17 protein-coding genes and 1 pseudogene are annotated in these 23,071 nt (G+C 59.6%); 8 read left to right on the top strand and 10 right to left on the bottom strand.

Features of this window, described 5'->3' with window-relative positions:
- Positions 1 to 83 precede the first annotated feature (83 nt).
- The 5 genes from ACFQZG_RS11780 to ACFQZG_RS11800 all read right to left on the bottom strand — a co-directional run bounded on the left by ACFQZG_RS11780 (position 84) and on the right by ACFQZG_RS11800 (position 6,335).
- The gene (locus ACFQZG_RS11780; protein WP_378152641.1) at positions 84 to 830 is read right to left on the bottom strand and encodes an SDR family NAD(P)-dependent oxidoreductase; all 747 of its coding nucleotides are present in this window, start codon (positions 828 to 830) and stop codon (positions 84 to 86) included.
- Between the two features lie 123 nt (positions 831 to 953).
- A complete protein-coding gene (locus ACFQZG_RS11785; protein ID WP_378153332.1) occupies positions 954 to 1,241 on the bottom strand; it encodes a hypothetical protein in 288 nt (95 codons plus the stop codon).
- Positions 1,242 to 1,294: 53 nt separating this feature from the next.
- The gene (locus tag ACFQZG_RS11790) at positions 1,295 to 1,738 is read right to left on the bottom strand and encodes a HEAT repeat domain-containing protein (RefSeq protein WP_378152642.1); all 444 of its coding nucleotides are present in this window, start codon (positions 1,736 to 1,738) and stop codon (positions 1,295 to 1,297) included.
- 241 nt (positions 1,739 to 1,979) lie between these two features.
- Positions 1,980 to 5,609: a glycosyl hydrolase family 18 protein gene (locus ACFQZG_RS11795; RefSeq protein ID WP_378152644.1), complete on the bottom strand. Its 3,630-nt coding sequence runs from the start codon at positions 5,607 to 5,609 to the stop codon at positions 1,980 to 1,982.
- A 300-nt stretch (positions 5,610 to 5,909) separates the two neighbouring features.
- Positions 5,910 to 6,335 (bottom strand): SRPBCC family protein, encoded by a 426-nt coding sequence (locus ACFQZG_RS11800; protein WP_378152646.1) that lies wholly within the window; start codon positions 6,333 to 6,335, stop codon positions 5,910 to 5,912.
- Positions 6,336 to 6,581: 246 nt separating this feature from the next.
- Between ACFQZG_RS11800 and ACFQZG_RS11805 the strand changes: the two genes are divergently transcribed.
- From ACFQZG_RS11805 to ACFQZG_RS11815, 3 genes are read left to right on the top strand one after another with little or no spacing between them, the layout of a single operon-like run.
- Positions 6,582 to 7,688 carry a glycosyltransferase family 2 protein gene (locus ACFQZG_RS11805; RefSeq protein ID WP_378152648.1) on the top strand — a complete coding sequence of 369 codons (1,107 nt, stop codon included), beginning with the start codon at positions 6,582 to 6,584 and terminating at the stop codon, positions 7,686 to 7,688.
- The gene (locus ACFQZG_RS11810; protein WP_378152650.1) at positions 7,685 to 8,290 is read left to right on the top strand and encodes a glycerol-3-phosphate acyltransferase; all 606 of its coding nucleotides are present in this window, start codon (positions 7,685 to 7,687) and stop codon (positions 8,288 to 8,290) included. The genes ACFQZG_RS11805 and ACFQZG_RS11810 overlap by 4 nt, the downstream gene beginning before the upstream one ends.
- Before the next feature lie 60 nt (positions 8,291 to 8,350).
- On the top strand, positions 8,351 to 9,118 hold the full coding sequence (locus ACFQZG_RS11815) for a YheC/YheD family protein (RefSeq protein ID WP_378152652.1): 768 nt from the start codon (positions 8,351 to 8,353) through the stop codon (positions 9,116 to 9,118).
- Positions 9,119 to 9,346: 228 nt separating this feature from the next.
- Here ACFQZG_RS11815 and ACFQZG_RS11820 read toward each other — a convergent pair.
- Positions 9,347 to 11,248 (bottom strand): annotated as a pseudogene (locus ACFQZG_RS11820) (collagen-like protein); the annotation flags it as partial.
- Between the two features lie 568 nt (positions 11,249 to 11,816).
- On the opposite strand from ACFQZG_RS11820, the gene ACFQZG_RS11825 reads away from it, so the two are divergent.
- Together ACFQZG_RS11825 and ACFQZG_RS11830 are read left to right on the top strand one after the other, a co-directional pair.
- Entirely contained in the window at positions 11,817 to 13,592 is a 1,776-nt protein-coding gene (locus ACFQZG_RS11825) for an ABC transporter ATP-binding protein (protein ID WP_378152656.1), read from the top strand.
- Positions 13,579 to 15,354 (top strand): ABC transporter ATP-binding protein, encoded by a 1,776-nt coding sequence (locus tag ACFQZG_RS11830; RefSeq protein WP_378152658.1) that lies wholly within the window; start codon positions 13,579 to 13,581, stop codon positions 15,352 to 15,354. Before ACFQZG_RS11825 ends, ACFQZG_RS11830 begins: the two co-directional genes overlap by 14 nt.
- Before the next feature lie 322 nt (positions 15,355 to 15,676).
- Here ACFQZG_RS11830 and ACFQZG_RS11835 read toward each other — a convergent pair whose 3' ends face one another.
- A complete protein-coding gene (locus tag ACFQZG_RS11835) occupies positions 15,677 to 16,504 on the bottom strand; it encodes a helix-turn-helix domain-containing protein (RefSeq protein WP_378152660.1) in 828 nt (275 codons plus the stop codon).
- 181 nt (positions 16,505 to 16,685) lie between these two features.
- Between ACFQZG_RS11835 and ACFQZG_RS11840 the strand changes: the two genes are divergently transcribed.
- Both ACFQZG_RS11840 and ACFQZG_RS11845 read left to right on the top strand, forming a co-directional pair.
- The gene (locus tag ACFQZG_RS11840) at positions 16,686 to 17,783 is read left to right on the top strand and encodes an FG-GAP repeat domain-containing protein (RefSeq protein WP_378152662.1); all 1,098 of its coding nucleotides are present in this window, start codon (positions 16,686 to 16,688) and stop codon (positions 17,781 to 17,783) included.
- Positions 17,776 to 18,834 (top strand): Gfo/Idh/MocA family protein, encoded by a 1,059-nt coding sequence (locus ACFQZG_RS11845; RefSeq protein ID WP_378152664.1) that lies wholly within the window; start codon positions 17,776 to 17,778, stop codon positions 18,832 to 18,834. Before ACFQZG_RS11840 ends, ACFQZG_RS11845 begins: the two co-directional genes overlap by 8 nt.
- Before the next feature lie 63 nt (positions 18,835 to 18,897).
- On the opposite strand, the gene ACFQZG_RS11850 is transcribed toward ACFQZG_RS11845, so the two are convergent.
- Positions 18,898 to 19,905, bottom strand: a complete 1,008-nt coding sequence (locus ACFQZG_RS11850) for a phytanoyl-CoA dioxygenase family protein (RefSeq protein WP_378152666.1) — start codon at positions 19,903 to 19,905, stop codon at positions 18,898 to 18,900.
- 100 nt (positions 19,906 to 20,005) lie between these two features.
- The gene (locus ACFQZG_RS11855; RefSeq protein WP_378152668.1) at positions 20,006 to 20,896 is read right to left on the bottom strand and encodes an AraC family transcriptional regulator; all 891 of its coding nucleotides are present in this window, start codon (positions 20,894 to 20,896) and stop codon (positions 20,006 to 20,008) included.
- Between the two features lie 88 nt (positions 20,897 to 20,984).
- Here ACFQZG_RS11855 and ACFQZG_RS11860 point away from each other — a divergent pair, with 88 nt between their 5' ends.
- The gene (locus tag ACFQZG_RS11860; RefSeq protein WP_378152670.1) at positions 20,985 to 21,548 is read left to right on the top strand and encodes a YdeI/OmpD-associated family protein; all 564 of its coding nucleotides are present in this window, start codon (positions 20,985 to 20,987) and stop codon (positions 21,546 to 21,548) included.
- On the opposite strand, the gene ACFQZG_RS11865 is transcribed toward ACFQZG_RS11860, so the two are convergent.
- Positions 21,543 to 23,057, bottom strand: a complete 1,515-nt coding sequence (locus ACFQZG_RS11865; protein ID WP_378152671.1) for a stalk domain-containing protein — start codon at positions 23,055 to 23,057, stop codon at positions 21,543 to 21,545. The two genes, ACFQZG_RS11860 and ACFQZG_RS11865, sit on opposite strands and share 6 nt — an antisense overlap.
- Between the last annotated feature and the right edge of the window lie 14 nt (positions 23,058 to 23,071).

A 23,071-nucleotide genomic window follows, 5' to 3' on the forward strand; every position in this document is an offset into this window, starting at 1 on the left:
CCCGTGACTGCGTTAATAGAATAGAATCGTAGAACGACCCTATTAATAACGCAGCCGGGAGGAAATAGTTCCTCTCCGGCTTCCTATTCCTCGTAGATCATTCGCCGGGTCATGCCGCCATCCACGACGAGATTGACGCCGGTCACGAAGTCGTTCGCAGGATCGGTCAAGTACATGCAAGCCCTGGCGATGTCGTCCGTCTTGCCTACGCGCATCGCCGGATGTTGCTCGTGATCGATCAGCCGGAGCGCCTCGTAATCCCCGGTCTCGATCCATCCCGGACTGATCGCGTTCACGCGAATCCGATCCGGACCGAGCGATACGGCCATCGCGTGCGTCAACGCGACGATGCCTCCCTTCGAAGCGGCGTACGCCTCCGAATTCGGCTCAGACATGAGCGCCCTCGTCGAAGCCATGTTCACGATAGCTCCGCCGCCGGTCTCGCGCATTCGCTTCGCGGCTTCCCGCGAGCACAGGAACGTGCCCCTTAAGTTCGTATCGATCACGAAATCCCATTCGTCGGCTTCCAGGTCGAGCGGGGATTTCCATACGGACAATCCGGCGTTGTTGACGAGAATATCGATGCGGCCGAATCGGTCCCGAATCGAATCGAAAGCGGCCGAGATCTGCTCCGGCAACCGTAGATCCGCGGTCAGAGCGATCGCGCTTCCTCCCGTTCGCGCGATGCCTTCCGCGACTTGCAGGACGGACGGCTCGTCCCGGTCGATCGCCGCGACCGATGCCCCTTCGGCCGCGTAGGCCGCGGCGAGCGCCGCTCCGATGCCTTTGCCCGCCCCTGTAACGACTACCGTCTTGCCCGTATATTTCATTATCGACATCTCCTCCGTCCGTCTCTTCCCCGCACGCGGGTCCGTATGCGCAAAAATGACGCTCGGCATCCCTATCCCGGCGTCATCTTACGTTCGATTATTCATCCGTCTATCCGTCCGTGCTTACTTGCTCTTATACTCCGCGTTCGCCGTCTCCAGCATCGTCTTCCAATCGGCGAACTTCGTTTCCCTCGCGACGTGGCGATCGAACAGCTCATCCGGAATGTTCGCGACGTCTTCTTGGACTTGGACTTGGAAGTTGCCTTTCTGAAGAAACTCTGCGAAACTCTTAACGTTCGAATGCTTGCTCATGAAGTCGTCGTTGAACAACTCTTCCAACGCGACATGATTCGGATCTTTTTGGATCGTTTTTTGTCCTTGCAACTCCAGCAGCAAGTCGTCGAAAGACATCGGTTTATTTCTTCTCAATACATCCACCTCGGGTTTCGTAATTTAGGTCCAATCTACCTGATCGATAACGATTGCCATTTGTCCGTAAGCCACTTGTCGAAGTCCGCGCCCATTTCGCCTTCGTAGGCATCGTAGATATCGAGCCTCATCTTATGCAATTTCTCTTTGAACGCGTCGATCGAGTGATCCTTCGGCAAGCTCTTCTTGATTCTCACCAACGTCTTGGTCAGTCCGTCGATCAGATCGCCCGCTTTCCTCGTCGGCGCTTCAACGGCTTCGCCCAACTGCTCGAGCTTGCGGAACGCGGCCTCCCTGACTTGAAACACGGTGTCGTTATTCATTCTATGCGTGAGCACGTCGATCGTCTTCTTCTGTTTCCACCGTCCCAGCTCTTCCACCGCCGCCAGGCGTTCTCTCCAGCTCGAAGTCCGGTTCGCCGCTGCCTTCAACCGCTCGTAGTCCGCAGGCAATCCGGTCGTTTCTTCCTTGTTATTCAAGCGATCCCATCCCGTTCTTCATTTCGGTTTCGTTGATTTATATAATTGCCGAAAAAAGCAACTTTAACCAATTCGTCCGCTCCTCGCCGGTTCCCGTTGCGTAACGGCATCGTTGTTCAATATACCATAAATAGCCTCGCGATGCTTGAAAATAAAAACAAAGACGACTTCCATTCCGGATTCGGCGGAATAGAAATCGTCTCTTGCTCCGTTCATCTCGTGCCCCATCGAAACGTCGTCGTTAATTCGATAATCCGGCTTCCTTCAACAGCCTCATGACAAGTACGACCGCTTGCGACTTGGAGACGTTCGCTTGCGGAGCGAGCCGATCGGCCGATACGCCGGACAAGATGCCGCGTTCGACCAGGAGCGCAAACGATGCCCTTGCGTATTCTGACACCGCAGCGTTATCCGAGTAGCGATCCAACGCGGCAACATTCGCCTGCTTCGTCTCGCCCGCATAGGCGAGCGCCTTAGCCAGAATGACGGCGAATTCCTGCCGGCTGACGAACGCGTCCGGATCGAAAATGCCGTCCCCTCTGCCGTTCACGAGTCCCGCCTTCTTCGCCGCCGCGATGTCGCCGGCATGCGCGGAATCGGCTTCGACGTCGGCGAACGCGGAACCTGCCGCCGACGGCTCGGGCAAGATGCCGAACGCCCTGACGATCAGGGACGCGACTTCCGCCCGGGTCAGCTCGCGGGAGCCTCCGAACGTGCCGTCTTGTTCCGGCTCCGCGATCAGCTTCGCGGCCGCGAGCTCGACGAGCGTCTTCGCCCAGTCCGGCAAAGCGTCGCCGAAGGAGGCGCTCGTCTTCACGAGACCATAGACGCTATTGCCCTTCCGCATCAACTTGGCGGTCACCGTTCCGTCGCCGTTATCCGCGAACGTCGCGGGAACGGGTCTCAGCTCGTTCGATTCCCGCACGTATACGACGCCCGCCGTATGGCCCTTATCGACATCCGAAGATTTAAGCTTGAACGACCGCGTCAGGAAGCGGTCTCCGACATCTTCGACTTCCGCGTACGTACCGTCCGCTTGCTTGCTCTCCAGCTTGAAGTCGAGCGGGAATACGATCGGCGCGAAGCCCCCGGCTTCCGTCAGCTTCTTCCAAGCGTCAGAAGCATCCTGTCCCGGCACCCCGACGGATATGCGTACGTCCGCGCCGGCCGGCAACGCCGCGGCGGGAATCTCGAACGCGATGCCGTTCCATCGGACGACGAGCGTCGCGGCGCGATCCTTGCCCGAGTTGCCCGAGACGGCCGCCGCGACTTCCTTCGGCACGACGATCTCGATCTGGGACGCTTCGCCTTCCACGACGATCTCGATGGCCGTCGACGAGGAAGCCGCGATCGCCTTCAAGGCCGGATCCGTCGGTATATCGACGGTCAGCTTATCTCCTTGCTTCGCGGTTCGCGTCTCCAGCCCGGCCTTCGCCGGCGACGCAGGCGGCAAGTACGGCACGTACGGAGTCGGCGTAGGGTCCGTCTTGACGGCCAGCGCGTTGCCGAACGCCGATACGTTGCGAAGCGTCTCGCCTTCCCGCTCGACCGCGAGCACTTCGACGACGTAGTTCGTATCCGGCGCGAGTCCGGTTAGGGTAAATCGCGTATCGGACGTCGTTCCCGCCAGCGTCTTCCCGATATACACTTCATAGCCGGTCGCCCGCGCGGACGCGTTCCATCGCGCTTCGATGGCGCTAACGCCGGTAGATACGACTTGCAAGCCCGACGGCGCCGCGAGCGCCGAGGCGTTAGGCGTTCCTCCGATCGGCAAGTCGTTCGCCAGCCGCGTCGTTAGCGTCCTGTTGCGATCGCCGCTAATCTCCCAGCTCATCGCGCCCGACAGATCGAGAGACTTCACGAGGGAGGCGATGTACATCATCGACCGCTCATCGTTATACGTAATGAATACCCCGGTGTCGGGATTATACAGATAGGCGGCCTTGGATGCGTTGTTCCAATGCGACGCGTACCCGCCCTGATTCACATAATGGTCCTTTATGTCGGCGTAATCGAATACCCCGTTCTCCCACGTGCCGAACGCCGCGCTCGGGCACGCTTGATACTGGCCGTCCGCCGCGCAGCCGGTCCAGCCCTTGCCGTAGAACGGAATGCCTATATTGATCTTGTAGCCCGGCACGCCGCCGTTCAATTCTCCCATGACGCCTCCGAGCGCGTGATTCCGCGGCGCCGTCGCCTGCGGATGGTTCTTGTCGTAGTAGAGCGGAGAGTTGTGATGCGCCAGCGCCTCCCAACTGCCGCTGTAATCGTAGGTCATAATATTAATGAAGTCGAGAGCCTTCGAAGACTCCGCCAAGTTCGCGTTCGCGACGAAGTTATCCCCCTGCGACGAAGCGATCGTCTGCAAATAGTACTTGCCGTCCACCGAACCCGCTGCATCCAGCGCTTCCCTGACGGCGTTCGTCAGCAGCACGAAGTTGTCCCGGTCTTCCGGGCCGCGCGAGTTATCTTCCTCCCCGCCTTCCACCGGGTATTCCCAGTCGATGTCGATGCCGTCCAATTCGTACGCCCGCAGGAATTCGACGACGGAATTCGCGAACGCGCGCCTCGTCTCCTCGGTTCTCGCCATATGCGAGAAGTTGTTGGACCAAGACCAACCGCCGACGGAGACGAGCAGCTTCAAGTGCGGATTCGCGTCGCGAATCGCCGCCCATTGCGAGAAGAGCGCCAAGTCGGCCGTCGGATCGCCTACGATCATCTCGCCGTCGAAGACGTAGTCTTGCTGTAACGGAACCGCGGCGTTCTGGCACGCCGCCGCGCCCGATCCGAACCCTCTCCAGCACAGATCGGAGAATGCGAGATTAATATGCGTCACTTGAGAAACGTCCACGTCCGACGGCTTGAAGTCGCGTCCGGTCTCGCTGGCCGACCAGAGCGCGTAGTAGGTCACGAGGCTATAGTCGGCCCCCGGCGTAACCGTCGCGGACGCGCTGTCCGCGGATCGCCAGAGCGCGTTCTTCGCGACGACCTTGAACGCGTAGGCATGCCCTTCCTGCAGCCCCGTCGCGACATACCGATTCGCCGCGCTGGACCCGAGCAGCGCGCCGTCCGCGTAGACGTCGTACCCCGTCGCTCCCGGCGTCTCCGCCCAGCCGAGCGACACTGCCGTCCGGGTCGCGGTAATCGCCTGCACGTCTCGCGGCGCGGCGAGCTCGCCCCATGTGATCGTAACGGCGTTGCTGCTCGCCGACGTCTTCGGCAAGTTCTGCGCCGCTACCTCGAACTTATAGACGGCGCCCGTGACGCTCGCGTCTTCCGGCAACGCGTACGTTACGGTGTTCGAGCCGTCCCATATGCCCCCCTTCCATCCTCCGTTGACATACAGGTCGTAACCGTTCGCCCCCGGCGTTCCCGACCAAGCGAGCGTGATGCCGGATTCGGTTACGGCCGTCGTGCGCAGATGGCCGGGCGGCACGAGCGGGGGCTCCGGGTATGCGCTCGTATCCGCCTTCGTCGTGAATTCCAGCACGTTGCTCTTATAGGCGAGCGACGGCCGATCCGCGAACCAAGTAAGATAGACGCGGTAAGTCGTCTCCGGCGTCAATCCGCCGATCGTCTGCTTGCCGCGGTCTCCCCAGGTCATCCACGCGTTCGTGTCCGCGTTCCAGATGTCGATGTCGTTGTTGTTCGTCTCGTCGCCGATCAGATCCCATGCGATCTTGACCGTGTTGTGCGTGATCTGGTCTACGCCGTTCTCGTCCTGCGCGATGCGCAAATTCGCCGGCCCCGTTCGAACGGGCTCGTCGTCGGCGCTTGCGCCGGACGCGAATCCGAATAGACCGGTTAGCAGGGCAAGCACGAGATAGACCGGAAGCGACGAGGCGTATTTCTTCATTAACGATAAGTTCAATAGCTTCACCTCTTTCGATAGAATGGGGCTAGCGAGTAACGTTCGATCATCCTCCACGCGCCATCGCGCATCGATCACCACCGTGCTATTTTTAATGGCATAAAATGTATAAAACGCTTTCAAACATTATAATGGGTCATATCGGACGAAACGGTAAGGTAGAAGATTCGATTCGGAGGGATAAAATAGAATTGCCGAATTATGGTAATTATTGTCGACCGGGTAAACAGCGGCATATAAAAAAGCGCATGCCCTCGCGGCATGCGCTTCTTCTATTAATCGACTATGGATCGAACCTCGTTATACCGACTCCGCGTACCTCTTGAAATTGTTCAAGATCGCCTGCCAACCGGCTTGCTGCATCTCGGCGGAATGCGTGGCATCCGCGTCGAACGATTCGACCACCTTCGTGTCGTTGCCTTGGGAGGCGAATACGATCTTCACCTTTCGGCCGTCTCCGAGCGTATACGTAATCAGCTCGTTCTCGACGACCTCGTCGTAGATGCCGCCGAAGTCGAAGCCGAAGCTGCCGTCCTTCGCTTCCATTCTCGTCGTGAACGCGCCGCCCGGTCTCAGGTCGTTCTCGGCGCGGGGCGCATGCCAATCGTCGGAAGCTTGGTTCCACTTCGTGATGTGCTGCGGCTCCGTCCAGATCCTCCATACTTTGTCCGCCGGTGCGTGAATGAGCGCTTCGATCGTAATCGTTGCCGGTTTGTTCGTTTCCATAATAATACCTCCTTTTAGACGCTACCTATCAATCTCAAATGTTACCATTTTCGCGCGAGACAGTCGAGAGTCCTGGCCCGGGTCCCGAACGGTCCGGTCGGCTTAGAGGGATTCGTCCTCCCGCGGTCGAACTTGTTGCATATCCCCGATTCCAGCCTCTCCCGCTACGCGAAAATCATCACGATCCTCAGCTTGTTTGCGCATTCCCGTCATATATATAGCCATACAAGCAAAGGAGCGATTGATATGGGAATCGTCATCCTGATCGTCGTCGTCTGCGGCTGCCTATGCGGCTTCCTGCTGTTCCGGAACAAGACGTTGCCCCCGGCTTCCCCCTCGCCCGGTTCGGAGGCGCGAACGCTGACGGTCATCGTTCCGGCTCGGAACGAGGAAGTCAATCTGCCCCATCTGCTGGAATCGCTGGCCGCGCAGACGCTTCGGCCGACCGAGGTCATCGTCGTCGACGATTGCTCCGAGGACCGGACGAGACAAATCGCCGAGCGTTACGGCGCGACGGTTATCGCGGGCAGTCCCCCTCCGCCCGATTGGACGGGCAAGAACTGGGCCGTGTGGAACGGCTACGCCGCGTCGACGGGAGACGTTCTCGTGTTCCTCGATGCCGACGTCCGGCTCGAGCCGGGCGCGCTAGCTTCGCTCGTACGGGCAAGGGACGCCTGCCATGGCGTCGTCTCGGTCGTCCCCTATCATCGCCCGGTTCGGTTCTACGAGAAGCTCTCTATGATCACGAACGTGCTCGGCGCGTTCGCGTTCACTTCCCCGTTCGAGCGGACGAACGCCCGCAAGGGGCTCTACGGCGCATGCATCGTCGCGTCCCGAGCCGACTACGACAACGTGAACGGGCACGCGAGCGTCAAGTCCGAGGTGCTCGACGATCTGTTCCTCGGCTCGCGGTTCATGGAAGCCGGCGTTCCCGTATCCAATTATCTCGGCGGCGGACTCGTCTCGTTCCGCATGTACCCGCACGGCATTCGCAGCGAGGTGGAAGGCTTCAGCAAGGGAGCCGCTCTAAGCACGTCGACCCTTAGCCCATGGACGGTGCTGCCGACGGCGGTCTGGACGGTCGGCCTGCTCGCAAGCGAGTTCGCCCTCTTCGCGCTCGCTTACGCATGGTCGTGGCCGCTATTCGCCGCTTACGCGCTCTGCACGCTGCAGCTTGCTTATTTCGCCCGCTCCGTCGGCAGGTTCGGTCTCGCCATCCCCCTGCTGCACGCGCTATCCTCGCTGTTCTTCGTCGCCGTCATGCTCGTCTCGTTATTCCAAGTGCTCGTGCTGAGGCGCGTCGTCTGGAAAGGAAGGCACATCGAGGTAGGAGGAGGCAACCGAGAGCGATGATCGTCGCCTTGTACGCCGCCGGAGCGTTCCTGAGCGGCTCCTTCATGTTCTCCTATTGGATCGGCCGGCTGCTTCGCCGCAACATTACGTCCGTCGGAGACGGCAACCCCGGGGCGATCAACCTGTGGAAGACGTCCGGGATGAAGTTCGGCTTGCTCGGCATCGCGCTCGATTTCCTGAAGGGCTACGTCCCCGTCCTGCTCGCCCTCCAAGACGTCGACGGGTACGCGCTCGCGCCGATCGCGCTGGCGGCGATCGCGGGACACGCGTTCTCGCCTTTCCTGAAGGGCAAGGGAGGCAAGGCGATCGCGGTCTCCTTCGGCGTCTGGAGCGCGCTCACCTCGTTCGAGGCTTCCCTCGCCTACGCCATCGTGATGGCCGCCATGACGCTCTCGCGCCGGGTTGCGAGCAGCCGATGGCGTTCGTCCGCGCGAACGGACGCGCTGCAGGTCGTCTTCGGCATGCTCCTCGTCGGGGGCTACTTGGCGCTGCGCGGGTTCGCGGAGCCCGTGCTATGGACGTGGGCCGGAAGCTTCGCGTTGCTTGCCTATACGCACCGGGCCGAGCTGACCGGGCTAGCGTCCAAATCCGCGTCAGGCTAGACGATCGCACGAGCGGGCCGCGATCCCCGGCAATAATCTAGCGATGAGGGGGAATCGCGGATGCCGAACACGAAGTACAAGAGCACTTCGGTCAAGAGCAAGTGGACCAAAACCAAGTGGTTGCTCCGTAACGCCTATACGAGCAAGTTCGTACCGCGGACGAAGCTATTCACGCGGAGCAATCTGCGGACGATGCTGAACCGCTATTCCACCGTTTTCTTCAAGCCGACCGGGGGATCCGGCGGATTCCGCATCTATCGCATCAAGACGCTCGCGGACGGCGGCTATCAGCTCCGTCACAACGCGACCAAGTCGTATTACGGGAGCTTCGACTCGCTATACGCTCGGCTCGGCAATCGCGCAGGCGGCCGCTCCTACTTGCTCCAGAAGGGCATCCGTCTGGCCAAGACGGGAGGCCGGCCTTTCGATATTCGCGTCATGGTGCAGAAGTCGAACGAGGGAGATTGGGTTAGCACCGCGATGTTCGCGAAGATCGGCCGGCCGGGCAAGATCGCGACGAACTATAACCAAGGCGGCAAGATCGGGCGTCTCCGTTCGACGCTTCGGGGCGCGGGTTACGGCAACGGGCGCATCGACAAGAAGGAAGCCGAGCTGAAGCGGCTCGGCAGATCGGTCGGCCGGCTGTTCGACCGGCGCATCTCCGGCTTCAAGGAGCTCGGCCTCGACGTCGCGCTGGACGGAACGGGCCGATCGTGGATTCTCGAGGTGAACACCAGACCCCAATACTATCCGCTGAGGCGACTAGGCTATCGGAGCCTGTATAAGCGAATCTCGCGTTATTCGAAGCAATACGGAAGGAAGAGATAAGGCGGAGCCCGCGGCTCCGCTTTCTCTTCAACCGATTCGATCAACCCGGCTCCGTCAACGCGGGCGGCATCCTTGCCGCGGCGACGTCCGGGTTGGCCGTGATCAGCCGATCGCGAGCGCGCCGCTTAGAATAATCAAGTTAACGGCTTAATCTTATCGCCTATAGAAGTACGAAAAACTCAAGTCGCGCGCGACTTGAGTTTTCCTATTTAATCCATGGGTTCTATGCTAGTTTAATTTTTTGATAACGATAGAAGCGTTAACGTTTGCTTGCGTGCCGCCGGCAAGAGTCTGAAGAGTAACCGCGGCCGCCGAAGAATGGTTAACCAAAGTAAGCGCATCGCCCGCCGCCAAGGTAATTATCGCTTGCCCGTTGTTCTGCTGCGTGCCGGCGCCTGAACCGTATACGGTATTGGTTATCGGAGCGCCGTTCAAAAATAACGTAAATTGGCTAGGTTCCACGCCGGAAACGGAGAAAGTAACCTCATAATCGCCCGCATCGGTAACCGAAATCGTTGAGCTACCTGGAGCATGGGTGATTCCGGTTGTAGCTACACCCGTTGAATCAAATAAGATAGGAGCCTCTATCGCTACGACTTGGGCGCTTAAATTGTAAATGTAACCGTATTGGGCTAGCCCCCCGCCTGTTGCTCCCGTGGCTCCCGTTGCGCCTGTGGCACCTGCATCACCGGTTGCTCCCGTGGCTCCCGCGTCACCGGTTGCACCTGTCGCGCCTGTAGCTCCTGTTGCACCCGTGTCACCGGTTGCGCCTGTTGCTCCCGTTGCGCCTGTGGCACCTGCATCACCGGTTGCTCCCGTGGCTCCCGTTGCTCCCGTGGCACCCGCGTCACCGGTTGCGCCTGTCGCGCCTGTAGCTCCTGTTGCACCCGTGTCACCGGTTGCGCCTGTTGCTCCCGTTGCGCCTGTGGCACCTGCATCACCGGTTGCTCCCGTGGCACCCGTGGCACCGGTTGCGCCCGTTGCTCCTGTGGCACCCGCGTCACCGGTTGCGCCCGTTGCTCCCGTGGCTCCCGTGGCACCCGCGTCACCGGTTGCTCCCGTTGCTCCCGTTGCGCCTGTGGCACCCGTGTCACCGGTTGCTCCCGTTGCTCCCGTTGCGCCTGTGGCACCTGCATCACCGGTTGCTCCCGTTGCTCCCGTTGCGCCTGTGGCACCCGTGTCACCGGTTGCGCCTGTTGCTCCCGTTGCTCCCGTTGCGCCTGTGGCACCCGTGTCACCGGTTGCGCCCGTTGCTCCCGTGGCTCCCGTGGCACCCGTGGCACCCGTGTCACCGGTTGCGCCCGTTGCTCCCGTGGCACCCGCGTCACCGGTTGCGCCTGTTGCTCCCGTGGCTCCCGTGGCACCCGCGTCACCGGTTGCTCCCGTTGCTCCCGTTGCGCCTGTAGCACCCGTGTCACCGGTTGCGCCCGTTGCTCCCGTTGCGCCTGTGGCACCCGTGTCACCGGTTGCGCCTGTTGCTCCCGTTGCTCCCGTTGCGCCTGTGGCACCCGTGTCACCGGTTGCTCCCGTTGCTCCCGTGGCTCCCGTGGCACCCGTGGCACCCGTGGCACCCGCGTCACCGGTTGCTCCCGTTGCTCCCGTTGCGCCTGTGGCACCCGTGTCACCGGTTGCGCCTGTTGCTCCCGTTGCTCCCGTTGCGCCTGTGGCACCTGCATCACCGGTTTCTCCCGTTGCGCCTGTGGCACCCGCGTCACCGGTTGCGCCCGTCGCGCCAGTAGCTCCTGTAGCTCCTGTAGCTCCTGTAGCACCCGTAACACCAGTACCCGTTGCACCAGTCGCGCCTGTTACGCCCGTTACGCCCGTTACGCCTGTTACGCCTGTTACGCCTGTTACGCCTGTTACGCCTGTTACGCCTGTTGCACCCGTATCGCCAGCACCCGTTGCTCCCGTTACACCCGTTGCTCCCGTTGCGCCCGCATCGCCGGCTAAGCCCGTTGCGCCTGTCGCGCCCGTGCCGCCAGTTGTACCCGCAGCTCCAGGCGCGCCGGTTGCGCCTCTGGCTCCCGTCGCACCTTGCTTGCCTCTTTTGCCTCTTTCTCCTCTCTTACCCTTTGCGCCTTTGGCTCCCTTCGGACCGGTTTTTCCGGTAGCGCCTCGTTCTGATTTCACGATGACTTCAATGCACTTGCAAGGCTTCTCCTTACAATGAGAGCATCGTTCTTTATCGCATTTGCATTGCTCATCATGACAATGAGCGCATCGTTCTTTTCCGCATTTGCATTGCTCTTCATGACAATGAACGCATCGCTTTTTTTCGCATTCGCAATGTTTACCGTCACAATGAACGCATCGTACTTTTACGCAGATGCAATGCTTTCCGCCGCAATGAGAACATGCACTCTTATCGCATTCGCAATGCCTATCCTTGCAACTAGCACATCGCTTGTTTTCAGCTTTTTTCCCCATCGTTTGTCCCTCCTCTTGCACCATATGGAAAATAAGGGACATAGAAACGGCTAATATATGCCGTCTATTCACACATATTTCTTATCTTCCAGCAAACACAGAGGGGAAATAAATAAACGACAGCGCCTAAGATGGTCGTCCTTGCTCTGAAAGGAGCGAAAGATTGGATTATAAAATGACAAGAACCACACTAGTTTTCAAATTCATAAGTGTTATAATTTCCATAGTTTTTACCCTACGTATCTAGAAACCTACAGAAGCCGGTGATTACATGTTTCAACTGAAGTGGTTATGGCACAATCTGCTCGGAGACCGTACGCGATACGTCGTCGCGTTGTTCCTGTCCGTCGTAGGCTCCGCGCTTACGATCATCAACCCGTACATCAGCCAGCGCATCGTCGATACGTTCATCGCGGGCGACGACGCGATCGGCAATCTGAAGGAAGAGAAGTCGCTGTTGATCCTCCTATGCATCGGCATGCTCGGCTTTACCTTGCTGCGGACGGGGCTCGCTTACTTCACGACCCTGATGTACGAACGCGCTTCGCAGAACTTGCTGTTCCGCGTGCGGATTTACCTGTACAACAAGATTCAAGGCCAAGACATGAGGTACTACGACCGCAACCGGACCGGGGATCTGATGACCAAGATGACCGGCGACTTGGACATGGTGCGGCACTCCCTCGCGTGGATCATCAAAACGATCATCGAGTCGCTCACCGTATTCGCGGCGGCGGTCGCGTACTTCTTCTATATCGACGTCGAGCTGACGCTATGGCTGCTCATACTGGCGCCTCCCATATTCATCGTCGCGTTCGTATTCGCCCGGCGCGTTCGCCCGATGTACATCGACCTCCGGGAACGGCTCTCGCAGTTGAACACGACGACGCAGGAGAACATCGCGGGCAATCGCGTCGTCAAGGCGTTCGCGCGCGAAGAGTTCGAAGTTCGGAAGTTCACCGAGAAGAACGTCAATTACGCGCAGGCGAACAAGAGGGCCGCGCTCGTATGGCTCGACTACTTCCCGTATCTGGAGACGTTCTCCCAAGCGTTCAGCGTCATCCTCATGCTGGCGGGCGGCTTGCTCGTCATGGACGGGCAGATCACGTTCGGGGAATTCTCCGCGTTCTCCGCGCTCGTCTGGGGCTTGGCGAACCCGATGCGCAACATCGGCATCATCGTCAACGACCTGCAGCGGTTTTTCGCGAGCTTGAACAAGATCATCGAAGTCTATTACTCGCAGCCCGATATCGCCAACAAACATCAAATGGTCGCTAAACGGCGTTACGACGGACGCATCCGGTTCGAGAACGTGAGCTTCAAGTACGACAACGCAATGGTGCTCCACGATATCGACTTCTCCATCGCTCCCGGGGAAACGATCGCCATCATGGGCGCGACCGGCTCGGGCAAGACTTCGCTCATCAACTTGATTCCGCGCTTCTACGACGTGGCGAAAGGCCGCGTGCTCGTCGACGGCACCGACGTGCGGAAGCTGGAGCTCGACGAGCTCCGCGGCAATATCGGCATCGCGACGCAGGACGTGCTGCTGTTCTCCGACACGATCGACGGCAACATCGCCTACGGCGATCCGGACATGCCGGAAGAAGACGTCGTGAAGCACGCCAAGAAGGCGGCCGCGCACGACTTCATCCGCAAGATGCCGGACGGCTACGACACGATCGTGGGCGAACGCGGCGTCGGCCTGTCCGGAGGGCAGAAGCAGCGCATCGCGCTCGCCCGCGCCATGGCCGTGCAGCCGCCGATTCTCATCCTCGACGATACGACGTCCGCCGTCGACCTCGAGACGGAAGAGCACATCCAGCGCAGCTTGAACGAGCTCGATTACCCATGTACGAAGATCATTATCGCCCAGCGCGTATCGACGACGGCGAATGCCGACCGCATTCTTATCCTCGAGGGCGGCCGCATTATCGAACAAGGCACCCATGCCGAGCTGTTAGCCGCGCGCGGCTACTATTACGACGTATTCATGCTGCAGAACGAAGGCATCGGAAGGCAGGCGACCGCGCATGGCAAGGAATAAATTCGACATCGACGAGAGTTTGGAAGCCCCCTTCGACATCCGGCATTTCAAACGCGCTCTCGTATACATCAAGCGGCAGAAGACGCCGATGATCGTCGCGCTCGTGCTGAGCGCCCTGTCGGCGGGCATCGGGCTCTCCGCTCCGCTCATCCTGGCGCACGTCATCGACGTGACCATTCCGGCCAAGGACAAGACGGCGCTCGTCTGGTGGTCCGCGCTTACGCTCGCGACCATCGTCGTCAGCGTCGTGCTGGCCACGATCCGCTCGCGCATCATGACGCGGGTCGGCCAGGACATTATTTTCGAAATTCGGACGGATCTGTTCAAGCACTTGCAAGAGCTGCCGTTCCAATATTACGACGACCGCCCGCAGGGCAAGATTCTGATCCGCGTCGTCAACTACGTCAACTCCGTGTCGGACGTGCTGTCCAACGGCATCATCAACTTCATCTTGGAAATTCTGAACCTGGTGTTCATCGCGATCTTCATGTTCGCGGTCAACGTGCAGCTGTCGCTCGTCATTCTCGCGGGGCTGCCGGTGTTCATCGCCATCATGCTGCTCATCAAGAACAAACAGCGCCGGGCATGGCAGACGGTGTCCAACAAGAGCTCCAACCTGAACGCGTACACGCAGGAGAGCATCAGCGGCATTCGCGTCACGCAGATCTTCACCCGCGAGCAGCATAACGAAGCGACGTTCACGCGCCTCGCGACGAACTACCGCAAGGAATGGATGAGGACGATGTACCTCAACTTCCTCGTCCCGTTCACCGTCGACAACCTGGCGACGGTCGTCGCGACGGCGATCTATCTCGTCGGCCTGCTGACGCTCGAGCCGGGCGCGGCGACCTTCGGCGTCATTCTCGCCATGGGCGGTTACGCTTGGCGCTTCTGGCAGCCGATCCTGAACCTGTCGAACATCTACAACAGCTTCATTAACGCCGTCGCCTACCTGGAGCGCATCTTCGAGACGCTCGACGAGCCGGTGACCGTCAGCGACGCGCCGAACGCGCGCGAGCTGCCGCCGATCAAGGGCAGGGTGACGTTCGATAACGTCACGTTCGCCTACGATCCCGGCGTGAACATTCTCGAGAACCTGAGCTTCGACATCCGGCCGGGAGAGAGCGTCGCCCTCGTCGGTCCGACGGGCGCCGGCAAGACGACGGTCGTCAATCTGATCTCGCGCTTTTACAATATTACCGGGGGCAAGCTGCTGATCGACGGTCACGACATCGGCGAGGTCAAGCTGAAGTCGCTGCGCAGCCAGATGGGCATCATGCTGCAGGACAGCTTCATCTTCTCCGGCACGATCATGGACAATATCCGCTACGGCAAGCTCGACGCGACCGAGGAAGAGATCATCGCGGCCGCCAAGACGGTGTGCGCGGACGACTTCATCCGCGAGTTCGAGAAGGGCTACCTGACCGAGGTCAACGAGCGCGGCTCGAAGCTGTCCCAAGGGCAGCGGCAGCTCATCTCGTTCGCCCGCACGCTGCTCGCCGACCCGCGCATCTTGATCTTGGACGAAGCCACTTCATCCATCGACGCGCAGACGGAGCGGCTGCTGCAGAAGGGCTTGAACGAGCTGCTGAAAGGCCGCACCTCGTTCATCATCGCCCACCGCCTGTCGACGGTGAAGAACTGCGACCGCATCATGTACGTCGCGGACAAGGGCATCGCCGAGAGCGGCTCGCACGACGAGCTCATGGCGCGCCGCGGTCGGTATTACAAGCTGCATTCGGCTCAGAAGATGGAGGCGTAAGCCTTCGGTATAGAACAAGCCTCCATTCCGGCTAAGGATTGGAGGCTTGTTCTTTTCGCGCAACATCTGTGCGTAGCAGCTGTGCGCAGCAGCTGTGCGTGCAACATGCGCATATATTCGATTATTCGAATAGAATTCGCCGGTAATCGAGCTATTGGTCCAATGTGCTTGATTAATCATATATATTTCTCATAATCCGTAAGCGCACGCTTAATAAATTCGAATTTTCATATAGAATGCCTTAATAATCCGAATCTCGGCTAAATATATGTGATATTTCATGTATAAGTGAGTTTCTTTAAGCGAGTTTCGATCCGTACCGTTAACGCGATTCGTCCCCGCCCTCCCGATACTGCCTCGGCGTCATGCCCACCGCCTTGCGGAAGGCGTGGAAGAACGACGGCTCGCTCTGGTAGCCGACCGCCTCCGCGATCGCGGCGATCGGACGGTCCGTCTCCCGGAGGTAGTGGCAGGCGACTTCCATCCGGTAGCGGATGAGGAACTGGATCGGACTCTGGCCGAGCCGCTCCTTGAACGAATGCGCCAAGTGGTATTTGTTCACGAACGCGACTTCGGCGAGCCGCTCGAGCGTGATGGGGTCGCGGTAATGCTCCTCCATGTGCCTGCGGGCGACGAGCACCGCGTCCCCGATCGCGCGGCTCGGCGGTGCGCTTGACCCTGCGTAATGGACGATACGCGCGAGCTTGGCGAACAGAATGCCTAGCAGATGGTCGGCGATCGTGCGCGCTTCCGGCTCCGGGCCGTAGAAGGCGTCGACGCATTCCCTCATCGAAGCGCGAATCGCCGGATAGTGCTCGCCAAGCCTCAGAGCGGTGACCGCGCCTTCTATGAAGAAGCGGTCTTCCCCCAGCCCTTGAACGCGCAGCCGGTCGAAGCTGATATAGAGCGCCTGGAACGGATGCTTCACCGACTTTTCCTTGTGCCAAGTCCCCTTCTCGTAGAACAGCAGCGTCCCCTCGGAAGCCTCGACCGCCGTTCCCCCGATGTCGAAGACGCCCGCTCCCTTCTCCACGAGCAGCAGCTCGCCGAACAGATCGTGCCGGTGCATGTCGAACCTGAACGGTTCGCTCTCCGTCCGATGGAACGCCTGTCCCCCCGTCATGCGCGGTGCCCCGATGAATACCGTCATCCGATTCTCTCCCCGCAATTCCGCAATAATCGATAATGAGATGCGCAATCGGCATTATTGTTGCAACCGTATCCATGGAATAAATTTAAGGAAATCGCACGCTTTGATCTTTGTTCTAACTGTACTAGGGATCGGAGCTAGATTGCAAGACTCAATAAGGAATACGGGGAGAGGGATACGAATGACGCGGTTCGCGAGAAGGAAGCTGTCCGACGAACGCTACGAGGCTTGCGCGGTGTTCGACGTGAACGGGGACGGCGTTCCCGATATCGTAAGCGGGGCGTATTGGTACGAGGGGCCGGATTACGCGACTAAGCATGACGTCTGCGACGTCATGGCCATCGACGGGTACCACGACGACTTCTCGGATTATCCGATCGACGTCGACGGCGACGGCCGGCTGGATATCGTCACCGGCGCATGGTGGGGAGCGACGCTCCGTTGGCGGAAGAACCCCGGCAAGGAAGGCGTGCCTTGGGAGACGTTCGACATCGACGAATGCGGCGCGATCGAGACGATCCGGTTCCTCGACATCGACGGGTGCGGCGTTCCGGAGATCTTCCCGAACACGCCCGGCGCGCCGCAAGCGTTCTACAAGCTGATTCGTGATGCGGAAGGACGGGGGACGGCGACGTTCCGGAAGATCGTCATCGGCGAGGAGAACAGCGGGCACGGCATGGGCTTCGCGGACGTGAACGGCAACGGGCGCATGGACGTCGTTCTGTCTGGCGGCTGGCTCGAGCAGCCGGAGGATCCGTTCGAAGGACCGTGGACGTTCCACCGCGAATGGTCGCTCGGATCGGCCAGCGTGCCGGTGCTCGGCTTCGACGTGACCGGCAACGGCCTTACCGATCTGATCGTCGGCCAGGCGCACGATTACGGCTTGCACTGGTACGAGCAGCGCATCGCCGAGGACGGCACGCGAAGCTGGATTAAGCACCTGATTGACGGCAGCGGCTCGCAGTTCCACGACTTATGGCTCGCGGACCTGGACGGCGACGGCGAAGCCGAGCTCGTGACCGGCAAGCGCTACCGCGCCCATAACGACGGCGATCCCGGCGCCCACGACCCGATCGGCTTGTACTATTACAAAATCCGCGGAGGCGCGTTCGAGAAGCACGTTATCGACTACGGCGCCGCCGGCGAAGCTTCCGGCGCGGGCATCTACTTCTGGGTGCAGGACTTGAACGGGAACGGGTTCCCGGACATCGTCGCCCCGGGCAAGGACGGCTTGTATCTGTTCGAGAATCTAGGACCGGAGGAGAATAGACATGGCTAAGCTTAGAATCGGATTCGTAGGCGTCGGCGGCATGGGCCAGATCGCGCACTTGAGCAATTACGCGACGCTCGGCGACGCATGCGAGGTCGTCGCCTTGGCGGAGCCCCGCCCTCGCATGGCCCGGCTCGTCGCCGACCGGTACGGCGTGCCGGAAGTGTACGGCTCCCACTCGGAGTTATTGGAACGGGCGAAGATCGACGCGATCGTCGCTCCCCAGCAATACCGCAATCACATGGCGATCATTCCCGATATTCTGCGCGCGGGCGTTCCCGTCTTCACCGAGAAGCCGCTGACGCTCACCGTCGAAGCCGGTCGGGAGCTCGTGCGGATCGGCGAAGAGAACGGCTCGCTGCACATGGTCGGCTACCATAAGCGCTCGGATCCGGCGATGGAATACGCGAAGCGGATCGTCGACGAATGGAAAGCTTCCGGACAGTTCGGGGAGCTTCGCTATATTCGGATGACGATGCCTCCGGGAGATTGGTGGAACGACGCGGACCGGCCGATCTCGACGGACGAACCGGTACCGCCGATCGAACGGGAAGCCGGACCGGCCGACTACTCGGAAGCGCGGACGCAGGAGCTCGATACGTTCGTCAACTATTACATCCATCAAGTGAACGCGATCCGGTTCTTCCTCGGAGACGGCTTCCGCGTGACGTACGCGGACCGTGCCGGCGTGCTGCTCGCCGGCGAGAGCGACGGCGGCGTCACCGTCGCTCTGGAGATGGCGCCGTATCATAATACGTTCGATTGGCAAGAGAGCATACTCGTCGCCTTCGCGCACGGCTTCGTGCGCGTCGACCTCCCGCCTCCGCTCGCGCGCCAGCGCGCCGGCGTAGTGACAGTCGCGAAGGACGCCAACGATATCGAGCAGCCTTCGACGTTCTCCCCGTCGTTGCCGAACGTGTCCGCAATGCGCAACCAGGCGCGGAACTTCCTCGCGGCCGTTCGCGGAGACCGTCCTGCGCCGAGCGACGCGAAGGACGCGTTGCAGGACTTGATCATCGCGAGGCAGTATATCGATTACCGGATTCGCGCTTATTCGTAATTCGAGATACAGACGCGCGACAGGGCAGTCCCGCCGGGACTGCCCTGTTCTGCTGCCTGCCTGTTATCCCTTCTTCTGCGCGACCGGCATCATCATGCCGTTGTCCATGCCCATCATGCTAACGCTGTCCGCCGCGCTCTCGTCCCCGTCGTGCAAGTACACCTTCGTGCCGAACACCGGCTCCGCGTAGGGCTGATGGGTGCGGCCGCGCGCGAGAATCTGGCGATAGTTGCCCGAATCTCCTTCATAGCCGTCATGATCCCAAGGCACCCATGATCTGGCGTTGCAATAATGGAGCACGTACGATCGGCGGTGCCGGTCCTGCGTCCGGTTCGGATACGAACGATGGAACAGGTGCGAGTGGAAGAACAGGACGTCTCCCGGGCTGAGCGGCACCGAGATCGGCGGCGGATAGTTGGCCACCACCTTGGACAGCGTGTTCACTTCGTCGTCGATATGGCTGACGTTATGCACGTCGTGCAGGTCGGCGAACGCCTCCACCGCGTGCACGTTGCCCCCGCCGTTACCGAACTCCGCCGGCGGGTATACCGGCTCGTGGTTAGAGCCCGGCGCGACCCAGAGGCAGCCGTTCTCCTCGTCGACTTCCTCGAGCGCGACCCAGGCGCCGATCAGGGTATCCGGATGCGTCTTGATATAGCAAGCATCCTGGTGCCAGCCTTGTCCGCCTCGGCCCGGCGGGTTCAGGAACATCATCGACTGCAGGGCGTATACGTCCGGTCCGACCAGCGCCTCGACGACGTCGAGGATGCGAGGGTTCAGTAAGCCCCGCTCGGCCGACTCGTTGATCCGGGACAGCATGTGGACGCGCGTGGCGGCGGCGAACTCTTCCTTCAGCACGTTCGCATCGTCGGCCTCGCTCTTCGCCTTGGCTTTATTCAGCACGTCGAGCCGTGTCTCCTCCGCCAGCGCATAGAGAGACGCGATGTCTTCTTTTGATACCAATCCTCTGACGATGAGGTACCCATCGCGATGATAGTGCGCGTATTCCTTCACGCTGACCAGATATTTGTCTTCCCGGTGCGTGGACTTCGGACGATATGCGATCTGCATTCGAGCGTTCCCTCCGTCGGTTGTTATACTCCCATTGTGAACGGAACGACGCGGGAGCTCAATGGAACGAACCCTTCATCCGATGTGTTTTTTTGATCTGTTAATTCACGACGATATACCAATTAAGCGGGTAAGGGGTGTCCGGGTCCGCCGCGGCCGGCGCCGTATGGCGGAAGAGCGGGTCCTTGCACCGGGCGATGTATTCGGTGGCGGTCATTCCTCTGACGTTCTTGTACATTTTCGAAAAATGATGTTCGTCCCCGAACCCGACCTTGTACGCGATCTGCTTCAACGTCCAAGCGCCGGTCATCATGAGCTGCTCGGCCTTGCGCAGTCTGCGGTCTAGCAGCGCCCGCTTCGGCGACAGGCCGACGCAGGACACGAACAGCCGGGTGAAATGCTCATGGGACCAACCGGATTGACGGGCGATCTCCTCGATCGTAATCGGCTCCGCGAGATGGTCCTCCATGTACGCGATCGCGCGCGTAATCTGGGCGGGCATGATCCGGTACGGCTCCCCCGCCGTGCCGTCCGCGGCCGCCTGCAGCTCCTCGATCGCCGCGAGCAGCAGCGCGGTCATCCGTTCCTTCCACCGGGGGCCTTGCGCGCTGGCGATTCGGAGCATTTGCTTCATCAAGCCCGGGACGAGCTGGCTCGTTCCGACGGGCAGCCAATCTCCTTGCGCAAGCAGAGCGCGGTACGGACCATCCGGATCGTCGAACGCCGCGAAGTCGAAGTGCGCGAACAGATGGCGGACGTTCTTCGCGGGATCGAACAGGTAGCGGTGCTCCTCGTTCGGACGCGTGAGCAGGAAGCCGGGCTTGTCGAGCACGATCGGGCTCCCTTCCAGCTCGTACACCGTTCCCGTCCCTTCCGGAAAAAAGACGAGCTCGTAATCCGGTATTCGTCTCGGTCCAAGCTCGGCGCCCGTCTGCATGAGCATGTCTCCGACGATGTGGATGACGGGTTGAACGTTCTCTAGTGCCCCCATGCCGGCTGCCTCCGTTGGAATGCTGACATGCTGTTGTCAGCGAAAGTAGGTTACAATGCTTTTATGAAAGAAAGGACCGGTGAACCGCATGATTATCGATCGAACGATAGAGACGCCGACAAGGCAGCAATGGCGCGACTGGCTAAGCGACAACCACGCGACCGAGAAATATGTATGGCTGATCTCGAGCAAGGAGCAGCCCGAAAGCTACGTGGACTTCGTAGAGGAAGCGCTCTGCTTCGGCTGGGTCGACAGCACTCGCAAGCGGACGGACGACGGGCGGTCGGCCCAACGCTACTCTCCGCGAAGCAAGAAGAGCAATTGGACGGAGCTGAACAAGGAGCGCGTCCGCCGGATGGAGCGACTCGGTCTCATGACGGAAGCCGGCCGAAAGGCGCTGCCCGACATGCGTCCCGAAGCTTTCGTCGTCGACGAAGATATCATGGCGGAGCTGCGTCGGGACGAAGCGCTCTATCGCCATTACGAGGCGTTGCCGCCGCTCTATGTCAGAATCCGGATCGACAATATTCAGTCCGTGCGCGGCGATGCGGCGCTGTTCCGTTCCCGGTTGGACAAGTTCATCGAGAATACCCGCGAAGGCAAGCTATACGGGCAATGGCACGACGACGGCCGATTGCTGGAGGACTTATAGACCGAACAGGCGTCTGACTTCGTCTAAGTCCAGTTCGACTTTCCCCGATTGAATAGGCAACTTGAAATAACCCGAACAAGATTGATCGGACGACGTATAAGTCAGCGTTCCGTACGCGAACCCTCCGATGACTTGGCCCGTGTAAGTAGCGGACTCGTGCGTAAGCCAATCCTCGTTTCCTTCGGAGTACCGGTTCAGTTCCAATCGATAATCCGATGCCTTGCCCGGTACGGCATAGCCGGTCAGGGAGTGGAATGCCTCCGAGCCGGGTTGTCCGCTCGACAACTCTTCCACCGCATTCCCGTGCTCATCTCTGATCTCGTTATGGAAATCGTAGCTCGAAGAATACATCCGATAGTTCGGGAAGTCGCCCTCGACCGTTTTGTCCGTAAACCAGCTAATGAAGTCGAAAGGGATCATCACGGTTTTATCGACGACCCGTACGTTCGGAACGAAGTAATTAATGTTGATCTCCTCGCCGAAGCTCGTAATCAACGTATTTTTTCCGACGTTCAGTTCGTAGGTATTGACCGAATCTCCCGTCACTTTGTATCTTTTGCCCGCTTCGACTTCCTCTACCCGATAACCTATTTGTTGCGCGCCTTCCAATAGCGGCAACAATAGATGGTCGGATTCCATGATCAATTTCTTATGGAATGAAATCGGCTTATCGTTGACGGAAATGGACGCGGGATTCGTACGGTACAGTTTAAGCGCCTGGTCGATGTTGAAATCGACTTTACCGTTCTTGTACGGTAGCGTTAACGCCATGCGGGGCGTGTATAGCTCATCTTGTTTGGTTTTCTGGTCGCGAACCGTGATATGGTAGGTACCGATCGCTTGACCTTGGACGATGCTTCCCTGGAAGGTGACTTGCGCGTTCTTCAACGCGCCGTTCTGCTTCATGACCCGGGAGCTGGTTAGTTCGTAGAATGGAAAACGGTAATCCAGCGTAAATCCCGTCAGCCTCTGCTTGAACGTCATGTACTCGGTTGCGGCCATCTTCTTGATCTTGGCTTCGGTAAGCGCTTTGCCTTTCAGATCCGTATAATAGACCTTCTCCTCGGCCTCGCGATAGGTAGATAACGAATAGTTCGAATAACCGTAACTTGTCTCGATGGCGGGAATAACGCTGACGAACGACTGGATCGGTACATACGCAACGCCGTCGATGAGCTGCGCGGGCTCCAACATTTTTGCTTTATATCGGGCTGTGACCAGCGTAACGCTGCCGATCGTATACGTGCCGCTCTGTTGCGCGTTTCTAACGACCTTATATACGCTCGCCTTTTTCACTTCCGTAACTTTAGCCCCGACGGCCTCGTATAGTTCCCTCAATGGAACAAGTAGCGTACCTCTGACCAATACGGGGGGATGCAGGAAGTTGATCTTCTTGTTGTCGACCACGACTAGCGGTTCGGCTTCGCTTAATTCCGCCGAGACGGTCGCTACGGGGAATAGCAGCGATAACATGAACAAGACGGACAATACTCTTCTATAGATCCTCATCAATCGTTCTCCTC

It is taken from the genome of Cohnella sp. GCM10027633 (assembly GCF_042675445.1).
Classification (GTDB): Bacteria; Bacillota; Bacilli; order Paenibacillales; family Paenibacillaceae; genus Cohnella.

Coding starts and splice junctions, on each gene's coding strand:
- ACFQZG_RS11780 (WP_378152641.1), bottom strand. CDS start 830: ATGAAATATACGGGCAAGACGGTAGTCGTTACAGGGGCGGGCAAAGGC.
- ACFQZG_RS11785 (WP_378153332.1), bottom strand. CDS start 1,241: ATGTCTTTCGACGACTTGCTGCTGGAGTTGCAAGGACAAAAAACGATC.
- ACFQZG_RS11800 (WP_378152646.1), bottom strand. CDS start 6,335: ATGGAAACGAACAAACCGGCAACGATTACGATCGAAGCGCTCATTCAC.
- ACFQZG_RS11805 (WP_378152648.1), top strand. CDS start 6,582: ATGGGAATCGTCATCCTGATCGTCGTCGTCTGCGGCTGCCTATGCGGC.
- ACFQZG_RS11810 (WP_378152650.1), top strand. CDS start 7,685: ATGATCGTCGCCTTGTACGCCGCCGGAGCGTTCCTGAGCGGCTCCTTC.
- ACFQZG_RS11815 (WP_378152652.1), top strand. CDS start 8,351: ATGCCGAACACGAAGTACAAGAGCACTTCGGTCAAGAGCAAGTGGACC.
- ACFQZG_RS11825 (WP_378152656.1), top strand. CDS start 11,817: ATGTTTCAACTGAAGTGGTTATGGCACAATCTGCTCGGAGACCGTACG.
- ACFQZG_RS11830 (WP_378152658.1), top strand. CDS start 13,579: ATGGCAAGGAATAAATTCGACATCGACGAGAGTTTGGAAGCCCCCTTC.
- ACFQZG_RS11835 (WP_378152660.1), bottom strand. CDS start 16,504: ATGACGGTATTCATCGGGGCACCGCGCATGACGGGGGGACAGGCGTTC.
- ACFQZG_RS11840 (WP_378152662.1), top strand. CDS start 16,686: ATGACGCGGTTCGCGAGAAGGAAGCTGTCCGACGAACGCTACGAGGCT.
- ACFQZG_RS11845 (WP_378152664.1), top strand. CDS start 17,776: ATGGCTAAGCTTAGAATCGGATTCGTAGGCGTCGGCGGCATGGGCCAG.
- ACFQZG_RS11850 (WP_378152666.1), bottom strand. CDS start 19,905: ATGCAGATCGCATATCGTCCGAAGTCCACGCACCGGGAAGACAAATAT.
- ACFQZG_RS11855 (WP_378152668.1), bottom strand. CDS start 20,896: ATGGGGGCACTAGAGAACGTTCAACCCGTCATCCACATCGTCGGAGAC.
- ACFQZG_RS11860 (WP_378152670.1), top strand. CDS start 20,985: ATGATTATCGATCGAACGATAGAGACGCCGACAAGGCAGCAATGGCGC.
- ACFQZG_RS11865 (WP_378152671.1), bottom strand. CDS start 23,057: ATGAGGATCTATAGAAGAGTATTGTCCGTCTTGTTCATGTTATCGCTG.